We start from the raw sequence: 21,871 nt of genomic DNA, 5'->3' as shown, positions 1-21,871 counted from the left end.
AACAGAATGCAAAACAGCCCGGGAAGATGCCCCGGACTGTCCATTTCACCATATTTGCTCTGCCCATTCTGGATGATCGATAAAAGGGTTCCGATTCCCCTGATACTCTTCATAAATGATCTCATTCCTCCGTCTTTCACGGTCATCGACGGGATCTGATTCATGCCAGTCCAAGAGGACAGATAGCCGCCCGTGATTCGGTGTCTTGCCGTTATTCACCCGGTCATTCAGCTCGAGGTCCACTTCCCCCGCGTCCCCTTCATAGCGGACGGCCATATAGAAGAGCATCCTCGCCACGTCTCCTTTCACCTCGTCCCGCGGCTCCCATGAGTCTTCATCGGAAAAATTCCCATCCGCTTCCTCATGGGGTGAGCCACCGTTATCGAAATCCAGATTCCCCCTGGAAGAGTTGACTGTGACATCGGCCGGCCTCAGGTGATGAAGATCGGTCCCCGGTCCTCTTGCCGTCCCGAAATTCCCATGGGACTTTGCCCACACGTGCTCCCTGTTCCAATCATCCACATCTCCACCGTGCAGCGCCTGGTCCTGGGATCTTCCTGTATAAAGAAGGATAACATTGCCGGGGTGATCGGGATCTTCATCCGTTTTGGCGATTGCGTCCCATAGCTCGCTATAAGAGAGCTCCCGGTGATCATCGATGATGTCGTGAAGCTCCGATTTCAGTGCTTCACCGCTCAACCCTTCAGCGCTTGAGTAGTAGCCTCCCGGGTCTGTCGAAGGCTCTTCCTCTTCCTCATCCTCTTCCCCGTCGTCTTCTTCACCCGGCAAAATGGAGGTGACCTCCTTTAATCCGGGGCGAGAAAAGTAACCGGTCAGTTTCCCAGAGATCACTCGCTTCTTGCCGAATATGTCGGGATTCGTTTTCAAGCCTGCTTCAGGCCTTTGTGAAGAAGGAATTTGGACAAACAGCATCTTCTCCGGATCTGCTTCTCCCGGTTCATCCGCGAGGGCTAAGGCATAATCATTCGTGAAATCGCCCGTCAACACGTCCGAACCAGATACAGGCTGACCTGTGACAAATCCCGCTACTTCAGCTAGTGAACCGTCTTGGCGCTCAAGGGCTTCCTCCACTGTCAGCGGTGTGGAGACGTCCCTTTTGGCAATCTGGGGATGAGGAGTATCTTTCTTTCCCATTGATTGATTTCCCGACACTTGTCCACATGCCGTCAAAAAAACCGCCAAGATCAGCACCACTGTAATCCGCATGTATCGTTTCACTATTCTTTCCTCCCCCGGTATGGTTTACCTATAGCGTACAGGATAACATGTACGTAGAGATCGATTTTTTAATCGTTTTCAGGAAAATGCTCCATTCGGCTCATCCCGGTAATACTACTCGAACCTGGATATGATAAAAAGCACCCAGCAAGGCAGGGGATGCCTTGCTGGGTGCTTGACTGTTTTATACGGGTAGACCCTTCAGGATCAGTCTTTGAATTGGACGTCCCACTCATTCAATGGCCAGTAGCGGAGATTCACTTTCCCTACTACCTGATCGCGGTCGATGAATCCGAAATAACGGCTGTCCTCACTACCACGGCGATTATCTCCAAGGACGAAGAGTTTGCCTTTTGGCACTTTCTTCTCACCTGTCAATTCCTCGAGGGTGAAATCACCTGTGAGCTTGCTGCCTGGACTTTCTGCTTTATATGTATCCAGGTATGGTTCTTCGTAATATTTTCCGTTTATATAAAGTTTATCATTCTTATAGGTGACCGTGTCGCCCGGCAGCCCGATGACGCGCTTTACATAGTCTTCTTTTTCGTTTGCATGGAATACAAGGACGTCAAAGCGGTGAAGATCCCCGATCTGATACCCGATTTTATTCACGACGAGCTTATTGCCATCTTGAAGGGTCGGCATCATGGATTCGCCGTCCACTACATAATTCGAAAAGAGGAACGTGCGGATGACGATGAAGATGATCAATCCGATCGCAAGTGCCTTGATCCATTCCAGGCCCTCTTTCTTTATCTGCTCTTTCAATGTGATTCCTCCTGCTTCTTGCGTTCGTTTCGCTGGTCCATTTCAAGCTTTTTATTAAGATGAGCCTCTATACGCTTGCCGACAAACCAAAGGAGGAAGATGATCGCTCCCACGATGACGGTGCGGATCGGCTGTTTCACTAATGATACAATATCATACCCGATAAAGCTAATGGTGAAAATCATCACCATTTTTCCCGTGATGACGGCCAGCATATACTGGGCGATACTGATCCGGGACAGCCCGGCCACGACGTTTACGAGGGCCGAGGGTGTAAACGGGAAACAGAGCAGGATGAATAAAGGACCGAAGCCGTGCCTGTCCACCCAATGGGTCAGACGTGCTGCCTGTTTATTCTTCTTTAAGAAACGGAATAGTTTTGCTTCCCCGTATCTTCTGACTAGCATGAAGACCAATAATGCCCCTGCCGAAGCCCCTATCCATGAAAACAGGAATCCGAACCACAAACCGAATGCATTCGCATTTGCCAAGACGAACACAAACAGCGGCAAAAAAGGAAGGAAGGCTTCAAGCAAAGGGAGAAGGATTCCCGGAACGGGCCCGAATGACCGGTATTGCTGAATGAGATCCATAATGTTTTCTAATGTGAACCAATCTTTGAACGCTTGGATATCCATAGTATATGTTTCCCCTTAAACGACCATGAAAAAAAGACTCATTTCGTGATATTTTTCTTCATCATATCATATCATGTTTCATTTTCCATATCGCAGTTTGTATTATACATCCTTAACCTCGCAAGGGCCGCTTTAAACCTCCCCTTTCCAATCCCTCTCCCCTGACCAGAAAAAAACCGCTTCGGGATCACTTTCACCCTAGGCGGTCCTCCCCTTTACAGATGCTTCTCGAACCACGCCATCATCTCGTTCAACCTGTGCACCCTGAGTGACGGAGCACCAGTCCTGGAGAGATTATGATCCGATTGCGGGAAGCGGACGAACCTTGCTTCTTTCTTCTGGCGCTTCAAAGCGATGTACAGTTGTTCCGCCTGTTCGACAGGGCATCTTAGGTCTTCTTCACTATGCATGATGAGAAGGGGGGTATCCATCTCTCTCACGTACGCAAGGGGAGAGCGTGTCCAAAGTGTCTCCATATCTTCAAGCCCTGAACCGATCTGCCATTCTGTGAAGAAATAGCCGATATCGCTCACGCCGTAAAAGCTGATCCAATTACTGATCGACCTCTGGGTGATGGCAGCTTTGAACCTGCCGGTATGACCGATGATCCAATTCGTCATGAATCCCCCGTAGCTCCCTCCGGTCACACCCATCCGATTCCCGTCCAAGAAGCTGAAGTTTTCCAGCACGTGATCAACGGCTTTCATAATATCTTCATAATCTCCGCCACCATAGTCACCACGCACATCATCGACGAATGCCTGACCATAACCGTGGCTCCCCCTCGGGTTGATGAACAGGACAGCATAGTCTCCTGCTAACACCTGCAGCTCATGGAAGAACGTATTCCCATACATAGTGTGGGGACCGCCATGGATTTCTACCACGAGGGGAATTTTGCTTTCATCACCTACGCCTGCAGGCTTCATCAGCCATCCCTGAACCATCTCACCCTTCGCGCCTTGGAAGTAAAAGGATTCAGTTTCAGCCAATGACCGATCATCTGCCCAATCATTGCTTGCAGTCAGCTGCCGGATACTCCCGGTCGGAACATGGAGCAGATAGAGCTCACCAGGCTTGGAAGGAGTGCTCATGGCCATGATGATCCGTTGTTCCTGCGGATGGAAGTCAAAATCATATACATGCTGTTCCGCTTCCAGATAAGCAGGGAAGATGGCCCCGTCTATGTGACCATAGTATAAAACCGTATTCCCTGAGTCGGATGCCAGAAAATATACACTTTCATTATCAGTGGACCACTTGATCCCCGGGGTCTGTACCGCTTGGACGGCGTCACTGTTCATATGATCACCGATGGGAAGATCGAGTCCTTCACTCAAACAGTATGCATATCGCGCTTCCACGTTGTAGATCCAGAGTTTCGGCTGCGTGGCATTGAAATATTCCCTCTCATCTCCCGTGTAGGCAATATGTCGGCCATCTGGGGACCACCGGGCCGTTCCGTACTGACCCGCCCCTCCGGTGATCCTTTGCTTGCGGCCTGTTTCGATGGACCAAGTATAAACATGCTGCTGAAACGAAAAATCCGGATCATCACTGAGGTCGGCCGCCACCAAGAGTTCTTTCCCATCGGGGGACCAGTCCTGAAGACTGTAATCATGATGGTCATCGCTCAACCTTTCAGCCTTCCCGGTGATGATATCCAGGATGACAAGTTGAGAATGGCGATGATCCCGAAGCCCTTCCCCGTCGCCCTTATATTTCATGGTAGAGGTGACGTATGGACGGGGACGCTCTTCTTCTTTCATCTTTCCTTGCGGGTCTTCCCCCGTTCCAAGCTTCATACTAAATACGATCTTCGCGGAGCAAGGAGACCAAAGAAACTGCTTTACCGATGAGGGGCAGTCCGTCATCCGTTCCGGCTCTCCCCCGCCACGTGCCATCCTGTAGATTTGCGAAACGCCTGTGCGGTCTGATAGAAAGGCGATATACCTCCCGCACGGTGACCATGCAGGGGATGAAATCCTTTCTTCCTGGAAGGTCCACTGCCGAAGTTGGTCACCATCCCCGTCATAATGGAAAAGCTGTGTGAAATAGGCATCTTTTTCTTCACACATCACCGTCTGAAGAAAAATGGCTTCCTTTCCGTCCGGTGAAAACCGCGGGGAGGAAATGGCCTTGATATGGTATAGATCATGGATGGAAACGGTTTGTCGGTCCATGTATGTATGATCGCTCCTTTGAGATGAATGTGTGTACCCGGTAATCAAGATACGGATACTCATCATTCTACCATCCCGGCATCGCCATGGATAAAACATTGCAAAAACTTTCATAATAGAAACACATTAACTTAGTATTGAAAAGCATCGTCATACACCGTACAATAGATACGAACACACGTTCTAAACAAAAAGACTCATGCCTTCCCCGGGACCTCTCGGATAGAAAGCATGAATCAAAGGAGTCATCACTCATGACAAGGATCCCTGAAGACGATCGAAATATCCTGGAACTGGCGATTTACCTGCCCATGGTCCTGACGATCCTGAATCGTGATATGCAGGTCGTGACCTCCAGCCCGTTCAAACTGAAACGCCCCTATCTGGAACTGATCGAGGAAACGATGAAAACGATACAGGCAGAACTTGCCCGTGTAAGGAGGTATATGAGGAATAACAAGATGAAGGTGGAGAAAATCCAGACGGATGATGCGTTCACCATGTACATGTTTCTATACAAGGGGTATGAGGAACATCATAACTACTTCAACCCGAGGCTGAGGAACAGGGTGGAAGAACTCCTGCGCCACTACTTATTCCAGCGCTTCCTCAGCCCCGGAAAGGACTCGACGAAGGAAGCTTGATCATCACGCATCCTGTTTCGGAATATCCCGATCCAGATAGAACATCTTCACCTGGGAAGAATCGGGTGCACTGAGCCCGTAACGGGTTTCCATCTCGGAAATCCTCTGTGAATAGGCAATGCGAAGTTCCGCTGTTTTCCTCATCTGATTCTTGAAGGAGCTGTACGAAATCGGCACGATGCACGTTTGCTGGTTTTGGAGATGAACATTTGTGGAACCATCTTCAAGAGGCTCGTACTCCTTTACAAAGGCATGGGATATCCATGTGCATTCATGCTTGGCGGGAGATGTTGTAGGGAAGAAGAAGAGAGACATCTGGGGATTCACAATGATCGGGGCTTTATAAACGATGCCAGTCAATGTTTTGGTTCCTTCCTTCAGACCTTCGTATGAAGAGCCGAAGTATTCACAGCTTTTCTTCAAGATCTCCAGCGGCTTGAACGGTGAGATGAGAACATCATTCACTTCGATGATCTGAGTGAACGTCTTGGCTCCATACTCAATCGGTTTCAGGACCATTGTATGAGGATTCACCTCATATTCTTCTATAATTCGGGATTTTGTGCTCATTCCATCGCCTCCTTTTACATTTTTCCCCATAATACTATCACATTTTTACTAAGTTGTCCTACGTATTTTTAAAAAATTCAGTTATTTGAAAAGTGTGACCGTTTTCCACGTTAAATATTATCAGAATATTTAATTTTCAGGTTGAATTTTCACCCCTTTGCCCATATACTAAGAAAAAGAATTCAGGGGTGATCGTATATGGAAAACAAAAAATCCTATACTGATATGATGAAGGCTTCCGCGATGACCAGGAAAAAGCATGCTGAAAAGAGCGTCCTAGATATCTATATTGACATGGTCATACACGAAAGCATCCTTACGACAAGAAGAGCCGACTTACTGGAAGCCATCGATGCCGCCCTGGATTGCAAAGACGAAAACCTTTTTATGAAATTGACGGATGAATTGACTTTACTATCCTGCCATTATGGATGAATGGCTTGGCCGCTTCCCAACGGGGAGGCGGCCATTTTCATGTCTATTCCGCATGTTAGCCCCATCCTATGGTCATCTTAAGGGAAAAGAGTAAGGGGTGATACCATGACCATCCTTTTCAAGACACTTATCCTCTACCTCATCACCATCGCCGCCATGCGGCTCATGGGCAAGTCCACCATTGTCCAGATGACCCCCTATGATCTGGTGGCCATCATCATCGTCGGTACGATTGCTTCAGAGCCGTTGATTTCAACAGCGTTCTTCCCTACTCTATGGGCATTGATCATCCTTGTATCCCTTCATATCCTTTTCTCGTTCCTTACATTGAGTCAGTTCGGGAACCGCTTCTTTCTCGGGGAACCCACCCTACTGATCAAAGAAGGCACGATCCTCGAAGATAATCTGGAGAAGTCGAAAATCTCGATCATACAGCTTACGTCCATCCTGAGGGCTAAAGGATACCCGAAGATTTCCGACGTGGATTACGCCATACTGGAGCCGATCGGCGAAGTGAGCATCATCCCTAAAGTGGAGAATACACCTGTTACGATTGAACATCTGAACCTTCACATCGATGACGAAGGCCTCCCCATCTCTGTCATTGTCGATGGAAAGCTTCAACATCATAACCTCCTCCTCCTCGGGTTGGATTCGGATTGGATCAATGTGCGCCTTCGCAGGGAGCACCTCCATCATAAAGATATATTATTCGCCTACGTGACGGAAAAAACAAAAAACCTCGTGATCAATAAACGCAAATAGGACCCGCATCGGGTCCTATTTGATCATGGAGAAGATTCCGCAGGATCTTCTTTTTCTTTTGTATCCATTTTGTATTGCTCAAGCATATTCAGCCGCTCCAGCATGGTCGGATGACCATATCGGAAGATCTTGACCAGAAGGGGTGGATTCACTTGAGATAAACCGACCTTCGAAAGCTTCTGGAAAGACGTGATGGCCGCTTCCTTATCCTGTGTCAACTCAATGGCATACCGGTCCGCTCTCGTCTCCTGATAGCGGGATATCCAGTTGCTGAACGGGCTTACGGCGAACAGCAGCACCGATATGATCAATAAGAAGAGAGGCAGGGAACGAAGGCTTGCCACACGGTCTACCTTGATCTCCTCTCCGTAATTGGCGACGATCCCCCTCATGAGCTTCGATGCAAGGAAGAGACCGAAGAATGACAGGAGCAGGTAGATCCCGATCCCGATGTAAATATGCTTCTCCACATAGTGGGCCATTTCATGGGCCATGACGAATAGGATTTCGTCATCGGTCAGCTGCTCCAGCGTCGTATCCCACAGCACGATACGGGAATTGGATCCAACACCGGTCACGTACGCATTGAGGGAATTCGTCTTCTCTGACATATCGACCTCGAATACATGATTGGCCGGAATCCCCGCCTGATCAGCCAGGGAAAGGATTTTTGCCTCAAGCTCCTTATTCTTCAACGGATAAAACTCGTTATAAAGCGGATCGATGAGAACCGGCTGGATGAACATCATGAATATCGTAAACGGAACCGACAGTGCCCATGCAGCAAGCCACCACCGCTGTTTGAACCTTTTCATCAGTCCATAGAGAACCGATACGATGATGAGCATCAACAGGTAATTTACCCAAAAATCGATGGTCTCGTCCTTCATCCACATGGAAAACGTCTGAGTGGATATATTGTATGCCTTGGACACTTGATAGGAGATGTACTGGAATGGAAAGATCGCGATGAACGTCGTGATCGATAACCAAAACAGATAAATGGCCGTCTGAAGGAATCCATTCTTCACCGTTCCTTTTGCCCACTTCTCAAACGTACGGGAAACGCCCAGTATCATGATCAAAAAATACAGGAGCCATTCATACGGAGTGGATAAAAAGAAAAGCAGATTCTTGATCTTGGAAAAATCCTCGCTGAGGAGAATCTCCTTGGCATTCATGAATGTTGAAGGATCGGCACTGCTTCCTTTAAAGCTCTCAGGTACACCAGAACCGGCAATATAGAATAGATAACCATATAAAATCAAGCCCAACAGCGCATAAGCAAGTATCGCACGGAACGCCCACTTCTTCGCCAAACAACTTCCTCCCTTCTCAACCCTCACTACTATATGTAATACCCTGTCCACTCATTTAGAACCCGGAAGTACAGAGCACTGATCAGCGCATCAAGGACCTGAATCCTGTCCACGCAGCATCTATCACTCATTATGAACCACTCTTCTCATTTTATCCCTTCCACGATCAGACCAAGAAGGTATAGGCTGATAAAATCGCGATGGCACCCAGTACGACGATGATGACATTGGCTCCACAAAATGCGAGGGCGAAGGCGGCTGCGGCTCCGACGAATCCGAAAAGCAAGTCTCCTTCCTTGATCAGAAAAATGCTCGGGAAAATGAGGGCCCCTAAGACGGCATAGGGAACATTATTGAGTACCCCCTTCATAAATGGGGGCAGCTCAGCCCCGGAAAACATCACAAACGGAAGCATCCTAGGCACGTAGGTGACAGCGGCCATACCTGCAATCATCAAAAGCATCATTTTATCCACGGTGATTCCTCCCCTTCATTTGCCAGATCCATTCAACCAGGAGGGATGAGACCAAGGTCGAAGCAACGATGGACCAGCCCCCGGACAGATCGGTATAAAAGATGAGCAGGCTGTTCACGGCTGCCGCAACCGCTGCAAGATACGTGACCTTCACGCTCTTTTTCATGGAAGGAACAAGAAGCCCAACAAACATGGCATAGAGGGCAATGGACATGCTGACCTGGAGGAATCCAGGCATGACATCGCCCATAAGATGTCCGACTCCGGAAAATACCACCCAGCTTCCATACGATATAATCATGACGCCTGCTGCAAAAGCGGTGCGGATCTTCCCTGCCTGAGTCGAGATGACAGAGAACGTTTCATCTGTCACGCCGAAAGCCGTCATCAGCTTTTTATACAGTTGATGTTCTTCCAATCTTTCAGTCAGTGAAGCAGACATGAGGAAATGGCGGATATTTACGATTAGCGTTGTAAGGACGATTTCCACTACGCCGGTTCCCACAGCAATGAGGCTCAGAGAAATATACTGCGCGGCTCCCGCGTATACAAAGACACTCATGAGTACCGTCTCTGCAAACGTCAAGCCCGTTGTCCTTGCCAGGAGCCCGAACGTGAGAGCGACGGGCATATAACCGATTGCTATGCTTAAGCCCGCCTGCAGCCCCAAACGAAAATCAGAGGTTTTTTTGACAGAGTAGGTAACTTCCACGCTTACACTTCCTTTATCATATAAACTGTCGTACAATGAAAATATTCTAACAATTCATTATAGTATACATATAGACGTTATATTGCACAAGGGGTGTAGTGGATGAATGAGATGCCGATGAAGATCGGAGACAATATCAGGAAAATCAGAAAAGAAAGAGGGCTTAGCCTTGATCAGGTTGCCGACAGGACAGGGGTGAGCAAAGCCATGATCGGTCAGATCGAGAGGGATGATTCCAATCCGACAGTTGCGACCCTTTGGAAGATCGCGAACGGTCTGAAAGTATCATTCTCTTCCCTCCTTGAAGCCCCTGCTGCCGATGTCGCCATCATTGACTACAAAGATGTAGAGCCTGTTCTCGAAGACGGGGGAAAGTATGTGGTCATACCGATTTTCCCATTCGAACCGACAAAGAAATGGGAAAGCTACCGCATTGTCATGAAACCCGGCTGTGATTACCGGAACGACGGGCACCCACGGGGGGTCGAAGAATACTTGACCGTCCTGAAAGGTACATTCTCTTTAAAGATCGGCGATGCTTCCTATTCCCTCTCTGAAGGAGAATCGATCCGGTTTGAAGCTGATGTTGCACATGAATACCTCAACCCCTCTTCTGAAGACGCCGAGTGTCATATGGTCATCTACTATGGTGAACTCTTATAAACCAGAGCCTGGGACAAAACGAATAGGTACCATCTAATGAAAAAAATCAGTATAGGTTCTTTAAACCGCTCATGATTTCCGTGCAAGGCTTTGCTTTCCGCGGGTATCCCGAGAGCCTCCTCGGCAGCCCTTCTCACATCAGCTCCTCTCCCCGGAGGAGTCTTTTTTCTTGCACTCCAATCAACTGCTGGAGACAATAATAATGGCTCATGAAACAAATGAAAAACCCGAATCCATCTCAAACTGGATTCGGGTTTTTCTATATCTAAGACCCTTTTGTCTCAACCTCTTTTCAGCAAATTCAGCAGAAGGTATCCTTTGGCTTCGGCACGGACAATCCGAATAACGGCCTCAGATAGAGGGCAAGGAATGTTCCGGAAAGGGCTACGATTCCCCATACATATCCGTGAAGGCTGAATGAAGCGATTCCGCCGAAATACGCACCGATATTGCATCCAAAGGCAAGCCGGGCACCATAGCCCATCATCAGACCGCCGATGACGGAAGCCATGGCGTTCCCGCCTGTAATCTTATTGAATCGGAAAAGACCACCTGCAGCCGAGGCGAGGAATGCCCCAAGGATCACGCCGAAGTTCAAAACGGTCGTGGAATCACTGAAGATGGAAGCCTGGAGGGCGCTTGCATTCTCGCCTGTCCAGTATCCCCAACTTGCCACATCGATCCCCATGAGTGAGGCCGCTTTTGAACCCCACAGGGCAAATGCAGAAGTGATTCCCCAAGGTGTCCCGCGTGTCATAAGCGTCAGCGCATTGAGTACAGCGAGGACGACAGCCGCAGCCATAAGCGGCCAAGAACCGCGCACAACCCGCTTCCATCCTTTCGCAGTAGGCAATGCTGCCATGCGGGGAGGATTCTTCACCTTCTCGACCCTAAGCGTCACCCATGCCACAAGGCCAAAAAAGATTAGGGATATAATCCAGGCACCTGTGTAACCGAGACCCGTAGAAGTGGCCAGTGAAAACGGCTTGAATGAAGGCATCTCTTCTGTCCAGAAAGGCAGATGATAAGCCCCCACCGTCGAACCGACAATAAAGAATAGCAGCGTGATGAACATGACGGAACGGCCTCCCCCTACGGCATATAGGGTACCGGAAGCACATCCGCCCCCGAGCTGCATCCCGATTCCGAACACGAAGGCACCGACAAGCAGGCTCACTCCTACAGGGGAGACATACCCCGTCGCCTGTCCGCCGAAAAATGTAAACCCGGTAGCAAGGATCGGGGCGAAGAGTGTGACCGCGATGGCAAGCATGAGCATATGGGCCCTGAGTGCTTGGCCGTTCCCCACCGACATCACCCGGCGGAACGCAGATGTGAAGCCAAATCGTGCATGAAATAGGGTGAATCCTAATAAGAGACCGAGAATCAGGAGCACGACCTGGCTGACATCTTGGGTGAAAGCGAGATAGATGACCAGTACGGCAGATACGATGCTGCCCCCGGCCACCAATGGAATTTGAGGGGGGCTCAATGCTTTCCCTCCTTGGACCGGGCCTTTCTGCTCTGATACCGGTTGAATAACTTTCGTCATTTTAATCCTCCTTTTCTGATTGTAATGGTTGGATTTTAAACGATTCTGAACGACTTGTCAAAAATCCGCTCTTCTCCTTTTACCCATTTCCGCAGGAACTATTCTCCCTGCAGCAGGTCGAGATTTCAAGAAAAGTGCCAGGAACAATGAAAAATGGACCTTTCCTTTAGGAAAGATCCGTCTATTGCTTATTGAAGGGAATGAACTTGGACAGCATGGCCATGAAGTCCTCTATGGTAGATGGTCTGTTTACCCACTGATGGTACCATTTGCGGACCGTTTCAACGACCCAGAAGGGGATTGCTCTCCCGTCGATAAGGGAATAAAACTCGTCGTATCCCTTCTTGAGGTGCTCCCAACGATAATCATTGCCATCCAGGATGTACTCGGAAACATCGACGATCTTTGCCCTTCCATCTTGCAAAAGGATATTCTTCAAATGGATGTCCCTTGGGTTAAGACCGACGCTCCTTACATACTCCCTCGCCTCTTCTACTCCGTCGACTACATGTTTCGGGATATGAATCCCCTGCAGGACGCAATCGAATAGCGTGATGCCTGATTCAAAACTCAGTACGAGGATATTCCCATAGGTCCCATAGCAGGTGGGAAAATAAGATGATTCACCAAGCACTTCATAGACGCGGGCTTCTGCCTCGGCTTTATCGGCTTTAGTTGTTGCGTACACTTTGAAGGCATACTCCGGATCATCAGGGGAGCGGAATACGGCAGCGTCCGTCCCGATTCCCACGCAGGTGAACCCTTCATATTCACCACGGATGGTCACCGGTTCATTGTCATCCGTCGAAGTGACGGTAATCTGTTCTAATGAAGAGATGAGCTGTTTCCATTGATGAGACATGCTGATTCCCCTTTCAGGATATGTTCCAAACACTATAGCATGATTGTCAGAAAACTGATATAAATCTGCATCTGGTACTATCACCCAACCAAAAAGATAACGCTTACATATAGTGTTATCAATGAAAGGAGGTACTATTATGGATCGATTCATCCTGCTGATGCTCGCCAGCATCCTATCCGGTTTTGCGCTATTGAAGCTCCCGCTTAGCGGAACATTCCTTGAAGGGATTTCACCAGTGACAGACGTCATCGGTATCATCACGGTCTTGTTGTTCTCTTTATTCCTCATTTACAAGGGGCTGCGCGCCCTCCTCACCAATTAATAAAAAAAGGACTCGTTCATTCGCGAGTCCTTTTCCATGTGCAGAAGAGTCACTTCCCTTTAAACTCCGCCTTGCGTTTTTGGCTGAAGGCCAACAGGGCTTCCACACGATCTTCTGTTGGGATCAGTCGTTCATAAGTCTTTCGTTCAATCTGGAGGCCGGACTGCAGATCGACGTTCATACCGGATTTCACCGCATATTTTGCCTGTTGGACAGCGATAGGGCCATTATTCAGCATAGGGTCAATAAAGTCGTATACCTCTTCCATGAAGCGGTCTTTTCCGAAGACCCTGTTCACCAACCCCACATCAAGCGCTTCCTCAGAAGTCAGCCGCTTCGCCGTAAGGATCAGTTCCAGCGCTTTCGATTCCCCTATCAATCTTGGAAGACGCTGGGTACCACCCGCACCCGGTATGATGGCAAGACTCGTTTCAGTCAGTCCCATGGACGTGCCTTCGACCACCAGGCGGAAATCACATGCCAGTGCAAGTTCCATCCCCCCGCCGAATGCATATCCATTCATGGCGGCAATGGTCGGCTGTGGCAGCATGGCCACTTCATTGAATACTTCTCCGATCTTATATACGTTCCGTACAACCTGCTGATCCGTAAGGGTTTTGCGCTCCTTCAGATCGGCCCCCACACTGAATGCTTTCTCTCCGCTTCCAGTGAAGATCACCGCCCGTACATCAGGGTTCAGCCTGAGAGATTCCACGATTTGCTGCAGTTCGTGCAGGGAATCATAGTGAAAGGCGTTCATGGCATCCGGACGGTTGATTGTCACTACCGCCACATGAGCCTTTTGTTCCAACAGAATGTATTCCATACTTCACTCCCCTTTCCTCATGTCTCTACGTATATTCGACATGTTTCGAAAAAAACCTCTAAATCATGGATTCAGTACCTGTGCTTTCAACGCTCTCCTCAAAATCTTGCCGGTTGTGTTCTTCGGCAGTTCTTCGAGAAATTCGATGGAAGAAGGAAGTTTATATTTTGCCAATCGCTCACGACAATACTCCATCACCTCTTCTTCAGACAAAGCCGGATCTTTCCTCACGACGTAACAGCTCACGGCTTCCCCTTTCTCGGGATGCGGGACCCCGATGACGGCTGCTTCCACGATCTCAGGATGATCATACAGCACTTCTTCTATTTCCCTTGGATACACATTGAATCCACCGACGATGATCAGCTCTTTTTTCCGATCCACGATATAGAAGTACCCCTCTTCATCCATTCGGGCCAAATCACCGGTGTAAAGCCACCCGTCCTTGATTGCGGCTTGGGTTTCTTCTTCCATTTTATAATACCCCTTCATCACGTTCGGGCCATTTACAATCAATTCCCCCACTTGCCCAGGCGGGACCTCTTCACCGAGTTCATTGACAACTTTATTCTTGATGCTCATGATCGATGTTCCGATCGAACCGGGCTTTCTTGGGCGATCGAGTGGATTGAAACAGGTCACCGGTGAAGCCTCGGATAATCCATAGCCTTCTGAAATCATGACGTTGAACTTCTGCTCGAAGTTTTTCAAGAGGGCAACTGGCATGGAAGCTCCTCCGGATATACATAGCCTGAGGGAACTGAGGTCATCGGGATCTCCATCAGTGTACTGGTAGAGGAAATTATACATGGTCGGTACACCTGCAAATACGGTCGGTTTATGCATCCTGGATAACCCGAAGATCCCCTTTGGACTGAACTTCGGAGCGATGAGAAGGGTAGCACCCATCATGAGCGGAGCATTAAGTGCCACTGTGAGACAGAACACATGGAACATGGGAAGGGCCGTGATGACACGATCTTGTTCACTCATCTGGAGGTATGTTCCGACATCCCATGCATTTGAATACACATTCTTATGTGTCAGCATGGCTCCTTTCGGCTTTCCTGTTGTTCCCGAAGTGTAAAGTATGATGGCTGTATCATCTTCTGCTACCTCTGCTCCTTCAAAATCCGTACCGCCAAGGGAAAGTACATTTGTAAACGATTTCATTTTTGGGTTCAACAAACCGATTCGTTCAAGATCCACCCCTTTTGCCCTGTCATCTCCCGATTCACAGAGAATGACGTGATCAACGGATTGAAGAAGCGATTCAAGTTTCCCCATGAGTGGAACCATGAGATCCAATGTGATGACCGCCTTCACATCCCCATTACTCAGTATGTACCCCATTTCATCGGGTGTATAGATTGGATTGATCGGGATGACCCTTAATCCCAGGCGAAGCGCGCCGTAAAGACCGATAACGAAATGAGGCGAGTTCCCCAGTATGAGAGCAATATGATCCCCCTTCATCAAGCCAAGGCTCTCCAAACCGCCCGCAAAGCGGGAAACCGAATCATCAAGCTCCCTGTAAGAAACGGATGTGTCCAAGAAATGATACGCGATCTTCTCCCCTTTGTCCTGTGAAACTTCCTTTAACCGTGAAGCAATATTCATTCCTGCCCCTCCCTTTTTCTCGAAATGAATGAATGGTCATTCATCAAACTAGTAAAAGTATTCAAAATATATTCTATTAAAAGAAAAGTCAGATTGCAAGATTTAAACCATCGAGCCTACTTAACCTCTGCCACTTAGGATATCGCGATCAACATGGAAAAAGGCAGGCCATAACGGCCCACCTTCCGATACTCAATATACTAAATCGATAAATTCCTCTTTTGTCACTTTACCGAAGTAGTATTGGATATCCATACCTTCGAGAACTTGTTCGATTTCGCTGCGCTCATAACGGGTACCTGTAAGCTTTTCTTCAATTTCATCCACATTGCCGACTCCGAAGAAATCTCCGTATATCTTGCAGTTTTCAATGGTGCCCTTTCTTACTTCCAATCTCACATCAATCTGACCGACAGGGAAGCGATGGGAGTGCTGGAGATTGAACGAAGGTGATTTCCCATAATTCCAATCCCAGTTCTGATAGCGTTCCTTGGACAAAGCGTGAATGCGATCCCAGTCCTCATCGGTCAAAACATATTCTTCTACATCGCTGTCATTGAAAATGTACTTGAGAAGGGTGGACCTGAATTCTTCAATCGTCAATTTTCCTTCAAGGAATTCAGAAATATTCGCCACCCGGCTCCGGATCGATTTGATGCCTTTCGATTCAATCTTGTCCTTTTTCACCCGTAGGGCAGATACAACGTTTTCCATTTCAGAATCAAACAGCAGTGTACCATGGCTGAACATGCGGCCCCTGGTAGAGAACTGGGCATTACCGGAAATCTTCCTTCCTTCTGCAAGGATATCATTCCTTCCGCTCAGCTCCGCTTTGACACCCAATTTATTCAATGCTTCGATCACTGGTTCGGTAAACTTCTTGAAGTTGTGGAAGCTGTCACCATCGTCCTTTGTGATGAAGCTGAAGTTCAGGTTGCCGAGATCATGATAGACGGCCCCTCCGCCCGAGAGTCGACGAACAACATGCAGTCCCTGCTTTTCCACATAGTCCGTGTTGATCTCTTCGATCGTATTTTGATTTTTACCGATGATGATGGAAGGCTCGTTGATATAGAACAACAGATAGCTCTCATCGATATCAAGGTTCTTAAGGGCGTATTCCTCTATGGCAAGATTGATCCGTGGATCCGTGATGCCTTTATTGTCTATGAATTTCATGTTGATGATTCCTCCTCTATATGATCCATTCTTTGTTCATGGCAGCAAGTTCGATGGTCCCGTTGAAGGCTGTCCCTGCTTCTTCCACCAGTTGCTGAAGATTCCCGAAATGCGGAAGGTGAGTCAGGACAAGTCGTGTTACACCGGCCTGATGGGCGAGTCGCCCTGCATCGATGCTCGTCATGTGACCCGCTCCCGAACCATCCATCCCTCCATAGAAATTACATTCACACAGCAGCAGATCAGCCTGATGGGCAAGAGGGATAAGGGATTCAGTAAAAGACGTATCCCCCGTATAATACAGCACCTTCCCATCAGCCTCGATCCTCATGGCATAGCACGGGGCAGGATGACGGGTCTTCACAAAGCTGATGGTAAAGGGGCCGACAGAAACGCTTGAGTCCCCTTTATATTCGATCCCCTCCATCACATCCCGATATGCAAGAGAGCGGAATCCCTGCTCGTCTTCGCGATGTCCATAGACCGGCAGTTTTTTCTTCGTTCCAAGAAAAGACTGAATCAGGAGAGCATGCTGAAGAACACCGATATCCGCCACATGATCAGGGTGATAGTGTGAAAGGATGACGGCATCAAGCTGACTGACAGGAAAATGGGTCTGAAGCCTTGAGAGGACGCCGCTTCCACAATCAATGAGGAGACGGAATCCTTCATGTTCCACTATGTATCCGGAGCTAGCCTCCCCGGCTTTAGGGTAACCACCCCAATGCCCGATAACAGTAAGTTTCATCTTGTACCTCCATTCTGTTGTGCGCTACTCATACTATACTTCATTGTGCCTAGTTTTTCATTTTTTCAGCCTATTTTCGAATAAATGGTTGACGCTTTTTATACTGTTATAATACAATAAAACAAATTAATCCATCAGTTATATAACAATAAGGGTGGATACTAACTTGGAAGGTGATGATGAACATGGTAAAAAACATTATGGAGTTTTTCAGGAACCTGCCGCCAAAGTCTTGTGCCCAGTGTGGAGATGAAATCGAAGAACAGCATGAATGCTACGGCATATACTGCGAGAAGTGTACGACAGACTACGAGTATTGATATAGAGAAAAAAGTGGCGTCCCTATATGGGCGCCACTTTCAATGTTTTCTGTTCTATTCGATACCTTAATCAACTTTTACGGTTTCCATGATGTGGTCGTGGACCTCGTCCCCTTTGGTCACGTGGACCTTCACCATATATTCCCCCGCTTCAGGGAATGTGTGTTTCACTTCGTATTCTCCATTCCCTTTTTCCGTTCCGTCGATCCATTCATGTTTTTCGACGCCTTCCTGGGAAATTTCAAGCCTTACCTCCGCCCCGGTCAATGGTTTTTTGTCATTTTCCACATGGACGGTAAAGACTTCATCCTGAGAGGCTTTCAGTTCTTCCGGTGCCATAAAGTGGATGGAGGTGTCGCTTCCTTCATGGTGATGCTCATGATCTCCCCCATTGCCGATCGTGATTTCTTCCTTTGGCATCGTATGCATATCCCGGGCCGTCACATGGGCCTGGACAACATATGTACCATCCTGATCGAATGTCGTTTCCCCTTTATAAAGTCCTCCTTTATCATGTTTTGCTTCTACCATTTTACTATCTTCTTTTTTATCTTTCGGCCATACTTCAAATTCAAGCTCCCCTGCGTCATCCACTGCTTTATCATCTTGGGTCACCGTAACGGCAAGGGGGACCTTCTCCCCTTTATCAGCTTGTTTAGGAATATCGATTTGGGCATCAATCGGCTTTTGCATTTCCCCGCCGTCCGAAGACTTGTCATTTCCTTGTCCGCATGCAGCCAATACAATGGCAGCGCCCATCAGAACCATCCATGCTTTTTTCATGGTCGATCCGCTCCTTTACTTCATAGTTTCCATTCTAGTATTAATCGATCCTTCCACTAGTATACACCCGAAGAGGAGGACTGTATTTGTCCATTTTATGAAGGTCAGGAAGTGAGGCATTCATATACATATCCCTGTTGCTTCACTGAAAGATATCTTGGATTTTTCATACTTCCATTAAAGGTTTTGTCGTTCCCTTCGCCTTGGCATGCATCACTCTGACTGTGGGGATACATATATAGACAAAAACATCCGAACGCATTCGATTCCAATTAAGGAACTCGAATGATCGTCCGGATGTTTTTTGTCAGGAACATATTTATCCTAGTTCCTAACTGTTATGCTTCTACAGGTTGATCTACCTGTTTTTTGAACTTCACAATGAAGAATGTCAACGTGATCAGGGCAAATACTGCGGCATATCCACAGAGGATGCCGAGATTATTACACATGACCGTCATATCACCACTTGAGATGACCGCCTTGAATCCTGCAACCGAATAGGTCATCGGCAATAGCGCACTGATCGGCTGAAGGGCGGTAGGGATCAATTCCAGTGGGAATGTCCCTGCGCTTGTGGTCAACTGAAGAATCAGGATCACGATGGCAACGAAGCGTCCCGGGTCTCCAAGGATTGTCACAAGCATCTGGATAAGAGCAAGGAATGTAAAACTTGTCACCACTGAGAAGAGGAGGAACAGCGGTACACTTTCCACTTCAAGCCCGAGACCCCAAAGGAGTATGGCGACGGCTACAATCGATTGAATGATCCCTACGGTTGCAAGAACCATGAGTTTACCGAAGAACCAGCTTCCTCCATTGGAAGGAATGCCTGCAGGTTCCCTTAATGGGTAAACGATGGAAATCAGCAATGCACCGACGAATAGTCCAAGTGAAAGGAAATAAGGTGTAAACCCTGTACCGTAGTTCGGTACATGATTGATCTTCTCATTTTTCACGTCGACTGGAGCCGCCATCATGTCGGCGGTTTCTTCATTCGGTTTGACGCTGTTGGCTTTTTCCGATGCTTCCTTCAGTTTTTCATCGTACTCACCGGTTCCTTCAGAAAGTTTAGTCGAGCCATCCGCCAGCTTAGCTGATCCATCTGCGAGCTGTCTGGATCCTTCCGTCAGTCGGCTCGATCCATCATACAGCTGATCCATACCGGCACTTAACTCTCCGGCACCAGCAGCAAGACGCTGGGTCCCGTCTTTGGCCTCATTCAGCTTTCCGTTGAGGAGCGCGAAATTGCTCATGATTTCTCCTTGACCGGCCTGAAGTTTGCCTGCTCCCTCCTGAAGGGCTGCCGATCCACTTTCAAGTTGATTCACTCCAGAAAGCAATGTATTTTGTCCTTCATTCAAGGCACCGAGTCCTGAAGCAAGCGTACCTGCTCCCGTCTTAAGGGCACCTGTTCCTTCTTGGAGGGCACCTGTTCCTTGTTGAAGGGATGCAGTACCCTCGGTCAGCTGATTCAATGCTCCTTCCAATGCGGCTCTCTGCTCATCAGGGAGACTGGCAAGGAGTGGCGTCAATTGTTCTTTCAGCTGCTTCGAACCGGCGTTAACCTGCTCAGCACCTGTATTCACCTTGCCTGCCCCTTCCTGCAGTTCACCGATTCTACCGGTCAGTTCCTGGGCACCGGATTGGAGTTTTCCCGTATTGTCGATAGCCGACTGAAGACCTTGATCCACCTGGGTCAATCCTTCACTGCTTTGTACCAAACCTGAGGACAGGCTGTCGATTCCGGCCTGAATATCCTCGGATCCTTTATATAGTTTTCCATAGTTCTCGGAAAGCTGCCCCATGCCTCCCGACAGCTCGCTTGAACCGTCAGCCAGAGACTTAGCACCTGAGCGGGTCTTCTCGACACCATTATTCATTTCCACATTTTTTTCAGCAAGGGTTGTCAGATTATCCTTGAGGCTTCCTGCCCCTTTTGCCAGATCTCCTGCCCCTTTATTGATGTCTGCGGCTGAGTCACTCGCCGTTTTGAACCCGTCTCCAAGCTCTCCAATTTTATCGAACATCGTTTCCGCATACGTTTCAGAAACAGACTTGGACAAGCTTGCTTTGATTTCTTTCATTGCCGTCTCGCCGATCTGGGCGGACAAGAAGTTGAAGCTTTCATTCGGTACATACTTCAACGCAAGCTTTGTAGGATGATCATCAAGCAAGGTCGTCCCGTTCTTTGAGAAGTCCTTCGGAATCTCCACCAGCATATAATATTTCTGCTTCTCGAGGTTTTTGTATCCATCTTTCTCATTCACAAAGTGAAAATCGAATTGATCACTATCTTTCAATTTCTTGACCAACTCAGAACCGATTTCCAAGGACTGTCCCTCGAAGTCAGCTCCTTCGTCATTATTCACGATGGCAACCGGAAGATCACTCAGCTGTTCATATGGATCCCAGAAGGCCCATAGGAACATACCGCTGTACATGACCGGTATGAGGAGGACCGCGATGATTGGTATCAATAATTTCTTGTTTTTAAAAATGGCTTTAAATTCTGAGCCCGCAGATTTAAACATTTGTCTTCCCTCACATTCGAATTGACTATTTTATTCATTTGGTCATATTGGTCATAAAATAAATGACCATATTATTCATTTGGTCATTCCCCTCCAAAAGAAAGGGACTATCAAAACGATAATCCTTCAATCAAATAAAGCTTAAAAAGATTGGCGATTTCATCTTTATCAAGTTCTCCCCGTTCACGCTCCCAATCGAAAATAAGAGCCACATAAAGCTTCAACATGACGAAAGCCGTCATTTCTGGATTGCATGGTTTGATTGCTTTCGACTCGATGGCCCTTGATATCCGTTCACTAAGGAACTCCACCACCATCTGTTCGAGCTTATGCAGGGCATCTGAGACAGCTGGCGTCCCCATTTCTCTTGCTTCCTGATAAAGTTTGATAGTGAGCTTATGTTCTTTCCGATATTCCAGCATAGAGAACAGGGCATTGTGAACGTTCTCGGAAAATGTCACGTTCGGAGAGATGGCTTCCTCTGCTCTGCCCTTCATTTCATTCATCAAGGAAAACGCTATTTCATCGAACAGCTCTTCTTTGTTGCTGAAAAACGTATAGATGGTCCCTTTCCCCACATTTGCAAGCTTTGCCACTTGATCCATGGTCGTAGCTTTATACCCGAATAAAGAAAAGGATTTAGTTGCTGCATCCACAATCTGTTTTTTACGGTCGATGATTTCCACCTCCAGATGACCGAATGACTAAATT

At 47.9% G+C, this 21,871-nt stretch carries 23 protein-coding genes; 6 read left to right on the top strand and 17 right to left on the bottom strand.

From position 1 onward, the window contains the following. Positions 1–45: 45 nt before the first annotated feature. The 4 genes from ABJ225_RS00840 to ABJ225_RS00825 form a co-directional block, all read right to left on the bottom strand. Entirely contained in the window at positions 46–1,155 is a 1,110-nt protein-coding gene (locus ABJ225_RS00840; protein ID WP_347319270.1) for an endonuclease, read from the bottom strand. 291 nt (positions 1,156–1,446) lie between these two features. After that, a complete protein-coding gene (lepB, locus tag ABJ225_RS00835; protein ID WP_056537960.1) occupies positions 1,447–2,007 on the bottom strand; it encodes a signal peptidase I in 561 nt (186 codons plus the stop codon). Further along, positions 2,004–2,645: a TVP38/TMEM64 family protein gene (locus ABJ225_RS00830; RefSeq protein WP_056537963.1), complete on the bottom strand. Its 642-nt coding sequence runs from the start codon at positions 2,643–2,645 to the stop codon at positions 2,004–2,006. Before ABJ225_RS00830 ends, lepB begins: the two co-directional genes overlap by 4 nt. Before the next feature lie 215 nt (positions 2,646–2,860). Next, positions 2,861–4,891 carry a S9 family peptidase gene (locus ABJ225_RS00825; protein ID WP_347317981.1) on the bottom strand — a complete coding sequence of 677 codons (2,031 nt, stop codon included), beginning with the start codon at positions 4,889–4,891 and terminating at the stop codon, positions 2,861–2,863. A 191-nt stretch (positions 4,892–5,082) separates the two neighbouring features. On the opposite strand from ABJ225_RS00825, the gene ABJ225_RS00820 reads away from it, so the two are divergent. Further along, a complete protein-coding gene (locus tag ABJ225_RS00820; RefSeq protein WP_048004377.1) occupies positions 5,083–5,472 on the top strand; it encodes a YhjD family protein in 390 nt (129 codons plus the stop codon). Between the two features lie 3 nt (positions 5,473–5,475). Here the strand turns inward: ABJ225_RS00820 and ABJ225_RS00815 are convergent, their stop codons facing one another. Then, on the bottom strand, positions 5,476–6,042 hold the full coding sequence (locus tag ABJ225_RS00815) for a competence protein ComK (RefSeq protein WP_347317978.1): 567 nt from the start codon (positions 6,040–6,042) through the stop codon (positions 5,476–5,478). Positions 6,043–6,240: 198 nt separating this feature from the next. On the opposite strand from ABJ225_RS00815, the gene ABJ225_RS00810 reads away from it, so the two are divergent. Next, complete coding sequence (locus tag ABJ225_RS00810) at positions 6,241–6,477, top strand: IDEAL domain-containing protein (protein WP_347317976.1); 237 nt, start codon at positions 6,241–6,243, stop codon at positions 6,475–6,477. 105 nt (positions 6,478–6,582) lie between these two features. Continuing rightward, complete coding sequence (locus ABJ225_RS00805) at positions 6,583–7,242, top strand: DUF421 domain-containing protein (protein WP_347317974.1); 660 nt, start codon at positions 6,583–6,585, stop codon at positions 7,240–7,242. 23 nt (positions 7,243–7,265) lie between these two features. Here the strand turns inward: ABJ225_RS00805 and ABJ225_RS00800 are convergent, their stop codons facing one another. From ABJ225_RS00800 to ABJ225_RS00790, 3 genes are all read right to left on the bottom strand, one after another. Next, a complete protein-coding gene (locus ABJ225_RS00800) occupies positions 7,266–8,561 on the bottom strand; it encodes a M48 family metallopeptidase (protein ID WP_317948516.1) in 1,296 nt (431 codons plus the stop codon). Positions 8,562–8,727: 166 nt separating this feature from the next. Further along, entirely contained in the window at positions 8,728–9,027 is a 300-nt protein-coding gene (locus ABJ225_RS00795) for an AzlD domain-containing protein (protein WP_481900602.1), read from the bottom strand. Between the two features lies 1 nt (position 9,028). Then, positions 9,029–9,748, bottom strand: a complete 720-nt coding sequence (locus tag ABJ225_RS00790; protein WP_347317970.1) for an AzlC family ABC transporter permease — start codon at positions 9,746–9,748, stop codon at positions 9,029–9,031. A gap of 102 nt (positions 9,749–9,850) precedes the next feature. Between ABJ225_RS00790 and ABJ225_RS00785 the strand changes: the two genes are divergently transcribed. Next, positions 9,851–10,411 (top strand): helix-turn-helix domain-containing protein, encoded by a 561-nt coding sequence (locus tag ABJ225_RS00785; protein WP_347317968.1) that lies wholly within the window; start codon positions 9,851–9,853, stop codon positions 10,409–10,411. 301 nt (positions 10,412–10,712) lie between these two features. Here the strand turns inward: ABJ225_RS00785 and ABJ225_RS00780 are convergent, their stop codons facing one another. Beyond that, positions 10,713–11,963 (bottom strand): YeeE/YedE family protein, encoded by a 1,251-nt coding sequence (locus ABJ225_RS00780; RefSeq protein ID WP_347317966.1) that lies wholly within the window; start codon positions 11,961–11,963, stop codon positions 10,713–10,715. A gap of 181 nt (positions 11,964–12,144) precedes the next feature. Next, positions 12,145–12,825, bottom strand: coding sequence for a protein kinase family protein (locus ABJ225_RS00775; protein WP_347317964.1), 681 nt, complete (start codon positions 12,823–12,825; stop codon positions 12,145–12,147). 139 nt (positions 12,826–12,964) lie between these two features. On the opposite strand from ABJ225_RS00775, the gene ABJ225_RS00770 reads away from it, so the two are divergent. Continuing rightward, complete coding sequence (locus ABJ225_RS00770; protein ID WP_048004385.1) at positions 12,965–13,150, top strand: hypothetical protein; 186 nt, start codon at positions 12,965–12,967, stop codon at positions 13,148–13,150. A gap of 49 nt (positions 13,151–13,199) precedes the next feature. On the opposite strand, the gene ABJ225_RS00765 is transcribed toward ABJ225_RS00770, so the two are convergent. The 4 genes from ABJ225_RS00765 to ABJ225_RS00750 all read right to left on the bottom strand — a co-directional run bounded on the left by ABJ225_RS00765 (position 13,200) and on the right by ABJ225_RS00750 (position 17,523). Beyond that, positions 13,200–13,976, bottom strand: a complete 777-nt coding sequence (locus tag ABJ225_RS00765; protein ID WP_347317962.1) for an enoyl-CoA hydratase-related protein — start codon at positions 13,974–13,976, stop codon at positions 13,200–13,202. A 63-nt stretch (positions 13,977–14,039) separates the two neighbouring features. Continuing rightward, a complete protein-coding gene (locus ABJ225_RS00760) occupies positions 14,040–15,596 on the bottom strand; it encodes a fatty acid--CoA ligase family protein (RefSeq protein ID WP_347317960.1) in 1,557 nt (518 codons plus the stop codon). A 192-nt stretch (positions 15,597–15,788) separates the two neighbouring features. Beyond that, positions 15,789–16,775 carry a lipoate--protein ligase gene (gene lplA / locus ABJ225_RS00755; protein WP_347317958.1) on the bottom strand — a complete coding sequence of 329 codons (987 nt, stop codon included), beginning with the start codon at positions 16,773–16,775 and terminating at the stop codon, positions 15,789–15,791. A 16-nt stretch (positions 16,776–16,791) separates the two neighbouring features. Next, positions 16,792–17,523 carry an MBL fold metallo-hydrolase gene (locus tag ABJ225_RS00750; protein ID WP_347317956.1) on the bottom strand — a complete coding sequence of 244 codons (732 nt, stop codon included), beginning with the start codon at positions 17,521–17,523 and terminating at the stop codon, positions 16,792–16,794. A gap of 185 nt (positions 17,524–17,708) precedes the next feature. Between ABJ225_RS00750 and yhfH the strand changes: the two genes are divergently transcribed. After that, positions 17,709–17,843, top strand: a complete 135-nt coding sequence (gene yhfH, locus ABJ225_RS00745; protein WP_079515781.1) for a protein YhfH — start codon at positions 17,709–17,711, stop codon at positions 17,841–17,843. A 66-nt stretch (positions 17,844–17,909) separates the two neighbouring features. On the opposite strand, the gene ABJ225_RS00740 is transcribed toward yhfH, so the two are convergent. The 3 genes from ABJ225_RS00740 to ABJ225_RS00730 form a co-directional block, all read right to left on the bottom strand. Further along, on the bottom strand, positions 17,910–18,626 hold the full coding sequence (locus ABJ225_RS00740; protein WP_347317953.1) for a FixH family protein: 717 nt from the start codon (positions 18,624–18,626) through the stop codon (positions 17,910–17,912). 338 nt (positions 18,627–18,964) lie between these two features. Then, complete coding sequence (locus tag ABJ225_RS00735; protein ID WP_347317951.1) at positions 18,965–21,160, bottom strand: YhgE/Pip family protein; 2,196 nt, start codon at positions 21,158–21,160, stop codon at positions 18,965–18,967. A gap of 110 nt (positions 21,161–21,270) precedes the next feature. After that, positions 21,271–21,837 (bottom strand): TetR/AcrR family transcriptional regulator, encoded by a 567-nt coding sequence (locus ABJ225_RS00730; RefSeq protein ID WP_079516702.1) that lies wholly within the window; start codon positions 21,835–21,837, stop codon positions 21,271–21,273. Positions 21,838–21,871 lie beyond the last annotated feature (34 nt).

It is taken from the genome of Rossellomorea sp. RS05 (genome assembly GCF_039822645.1).
Classification (GTDB): Bacteria; Bacillota; Bacilli; order Bacillales; family Bacillaceae_B; genus Rossellomorea; species Rossellomorea marisflavi_B.
Note: the sequence above shows the minus strand (reverse complement) of the source record. Positions and strands in the feature narration are given on the sequence as shown.

What these genes read in the sequence shown, in the direction of transcription:
- ABJ225_RS00840 (WP_347319270.1), bottom strand. Translation starts at nt 1,155, where the DNA reads ATGGGAAAGAAAGATACTCCTCATCCCCAGATTGCCAAAAGGGACGTC.
- ABJ225_RS00830 (WP_056537963.1), bottom strand. Translation starts at nt 2,645, where the DNA reads ATGGATATCCAAGCGTTCAAAGATTGGTTCACATTAGAAAACATTATG.
- ABJ225_RS00825 (WP_347317981.1), bottom strand. Translation starts at nt 4,891, where the DNA reads ATGAGTATCCGTATCTTGATTACCGGGTACACACATTCATCTCAAAGG.
- ABJ225_RS00820 (WP_048004377.1), top strand. Translation starts at nt 5,083, where the DNA reads ATGACAAGGATCCCTGAAGACGATCGAAATATCCTGGAACTGGCGATT.
- ABJ225_RS00815 (WP_347317978.1), bottom strand. Translation starts at nt 6,042, where the DNA reads ATGAGCACAAAATCCCGAATTATAGAAGAATATGAGGTGAATCCTCAT.
- ABJ225_RS00810 (WP_347317976.1), top strand. Translation starts at nt 6,241, where the DNA reads ATGGAAAACAAAAAATCCTATACTGATATGATGAAGGCTTCCGCGATG.
- ABJ225_RS00805 (WP_347317974.1), top strand. Translation starts at nt 6,583, where the DNA reads ATGACCATCCTTTTCAAGACACTTATCCTCTACCTCATCACCATCGCC.
- ABJ225_RS00795 (WP_481900602.1), bottom strand. Translation starts at nt 9,027, where the DNA reads ATGATGCTTTTGATGATTGCAGGTATGGCCGCTGTCACCTACGTGCCT.
- ABJ225_RS00785 (WP_347317968.1), top strand. Translation starts at nt 9,851, where the DNA reads ATGAATGAGATGCCGATGAAGATCGGAGACAATATCAGGAAAATCAGA.
- ABJ225_RS00780 (WP_347317966.1), bottom strand. Translation starts at nt 11,963, where the DNA reads ATGACGAAAGTTATTCAACCGGTATCAGAGCAGAAAGGCCCGGTCCAA.
- ABJ225_RS00775 (WP_347317964.1), bottom strand. Translation starts at nt 12,825, where the DNA reads ATGTCTCATCAATGGAAACAGCTCATCTCTTCATTAGAACAGATTACC.
- ABJ225_RS00770 (WP_048004385.1), top strand. Translation starts at nt 12,965, where the DNA reads ATGGATCGATTCATCCTGCTGATGCTCGCCAGCATCCTATCCGGTTTT.
- ABJ225_RS00765 (WP_347317962.1), bottom strand. Translation starts at nt 13,976, where the DNA reads ATGGAATACATTCTGTTGGAACAAAAGGCTCATGTGGCGGTAGTGACA.
- ABJ225_RS00760 (WP_347317960.1), bottom strand. Translation starts at nt 15,596, where the DNA reads ATGAATATTGCTTCACGGTTAAAGGAAGTTTCACAGGACAAAGGGGAG.
- lplA (WP_347317958.1), bottom strand. Translation starts at nt 16,775, where the DNA reads ATGAAATTCATAGACAATAAAGGCATCACGGATCCACGGATCAATCTT.
- ABJ225_RS00750 (WP_347317956.1), bottom strand. Translation starts at nt 17,523, where the DNA reads ATGAAACTTACTGTTATCGGGCATTGGGGTGGTTACCCTAAAGCCGGG.
- yhfH (WP_079515781.1), top strand. Translation starts at nt 17,709, where the DNA reads ATGGTAAAAAACATTATGGAGTTTTTCAGGAACCTGCCGCCAAAGTCT.
- ABJ225_RS00740 (WP_347317953.1), bottom strand. Translation starts at nt 18,626, where the DNA reads ATGAAAAAAGCATGGATGGTTCTGATGGGCGCTGCCATTGTATTGGCT.
- ABJ225_RS00735 (WP_347317951.1), bottom strand. Translation starts at nt 21,160, where the DNA reads ATGTTTAAATCTGCGGGCTCAGAATTTAAAGCCATTTTTAAAAACAAG.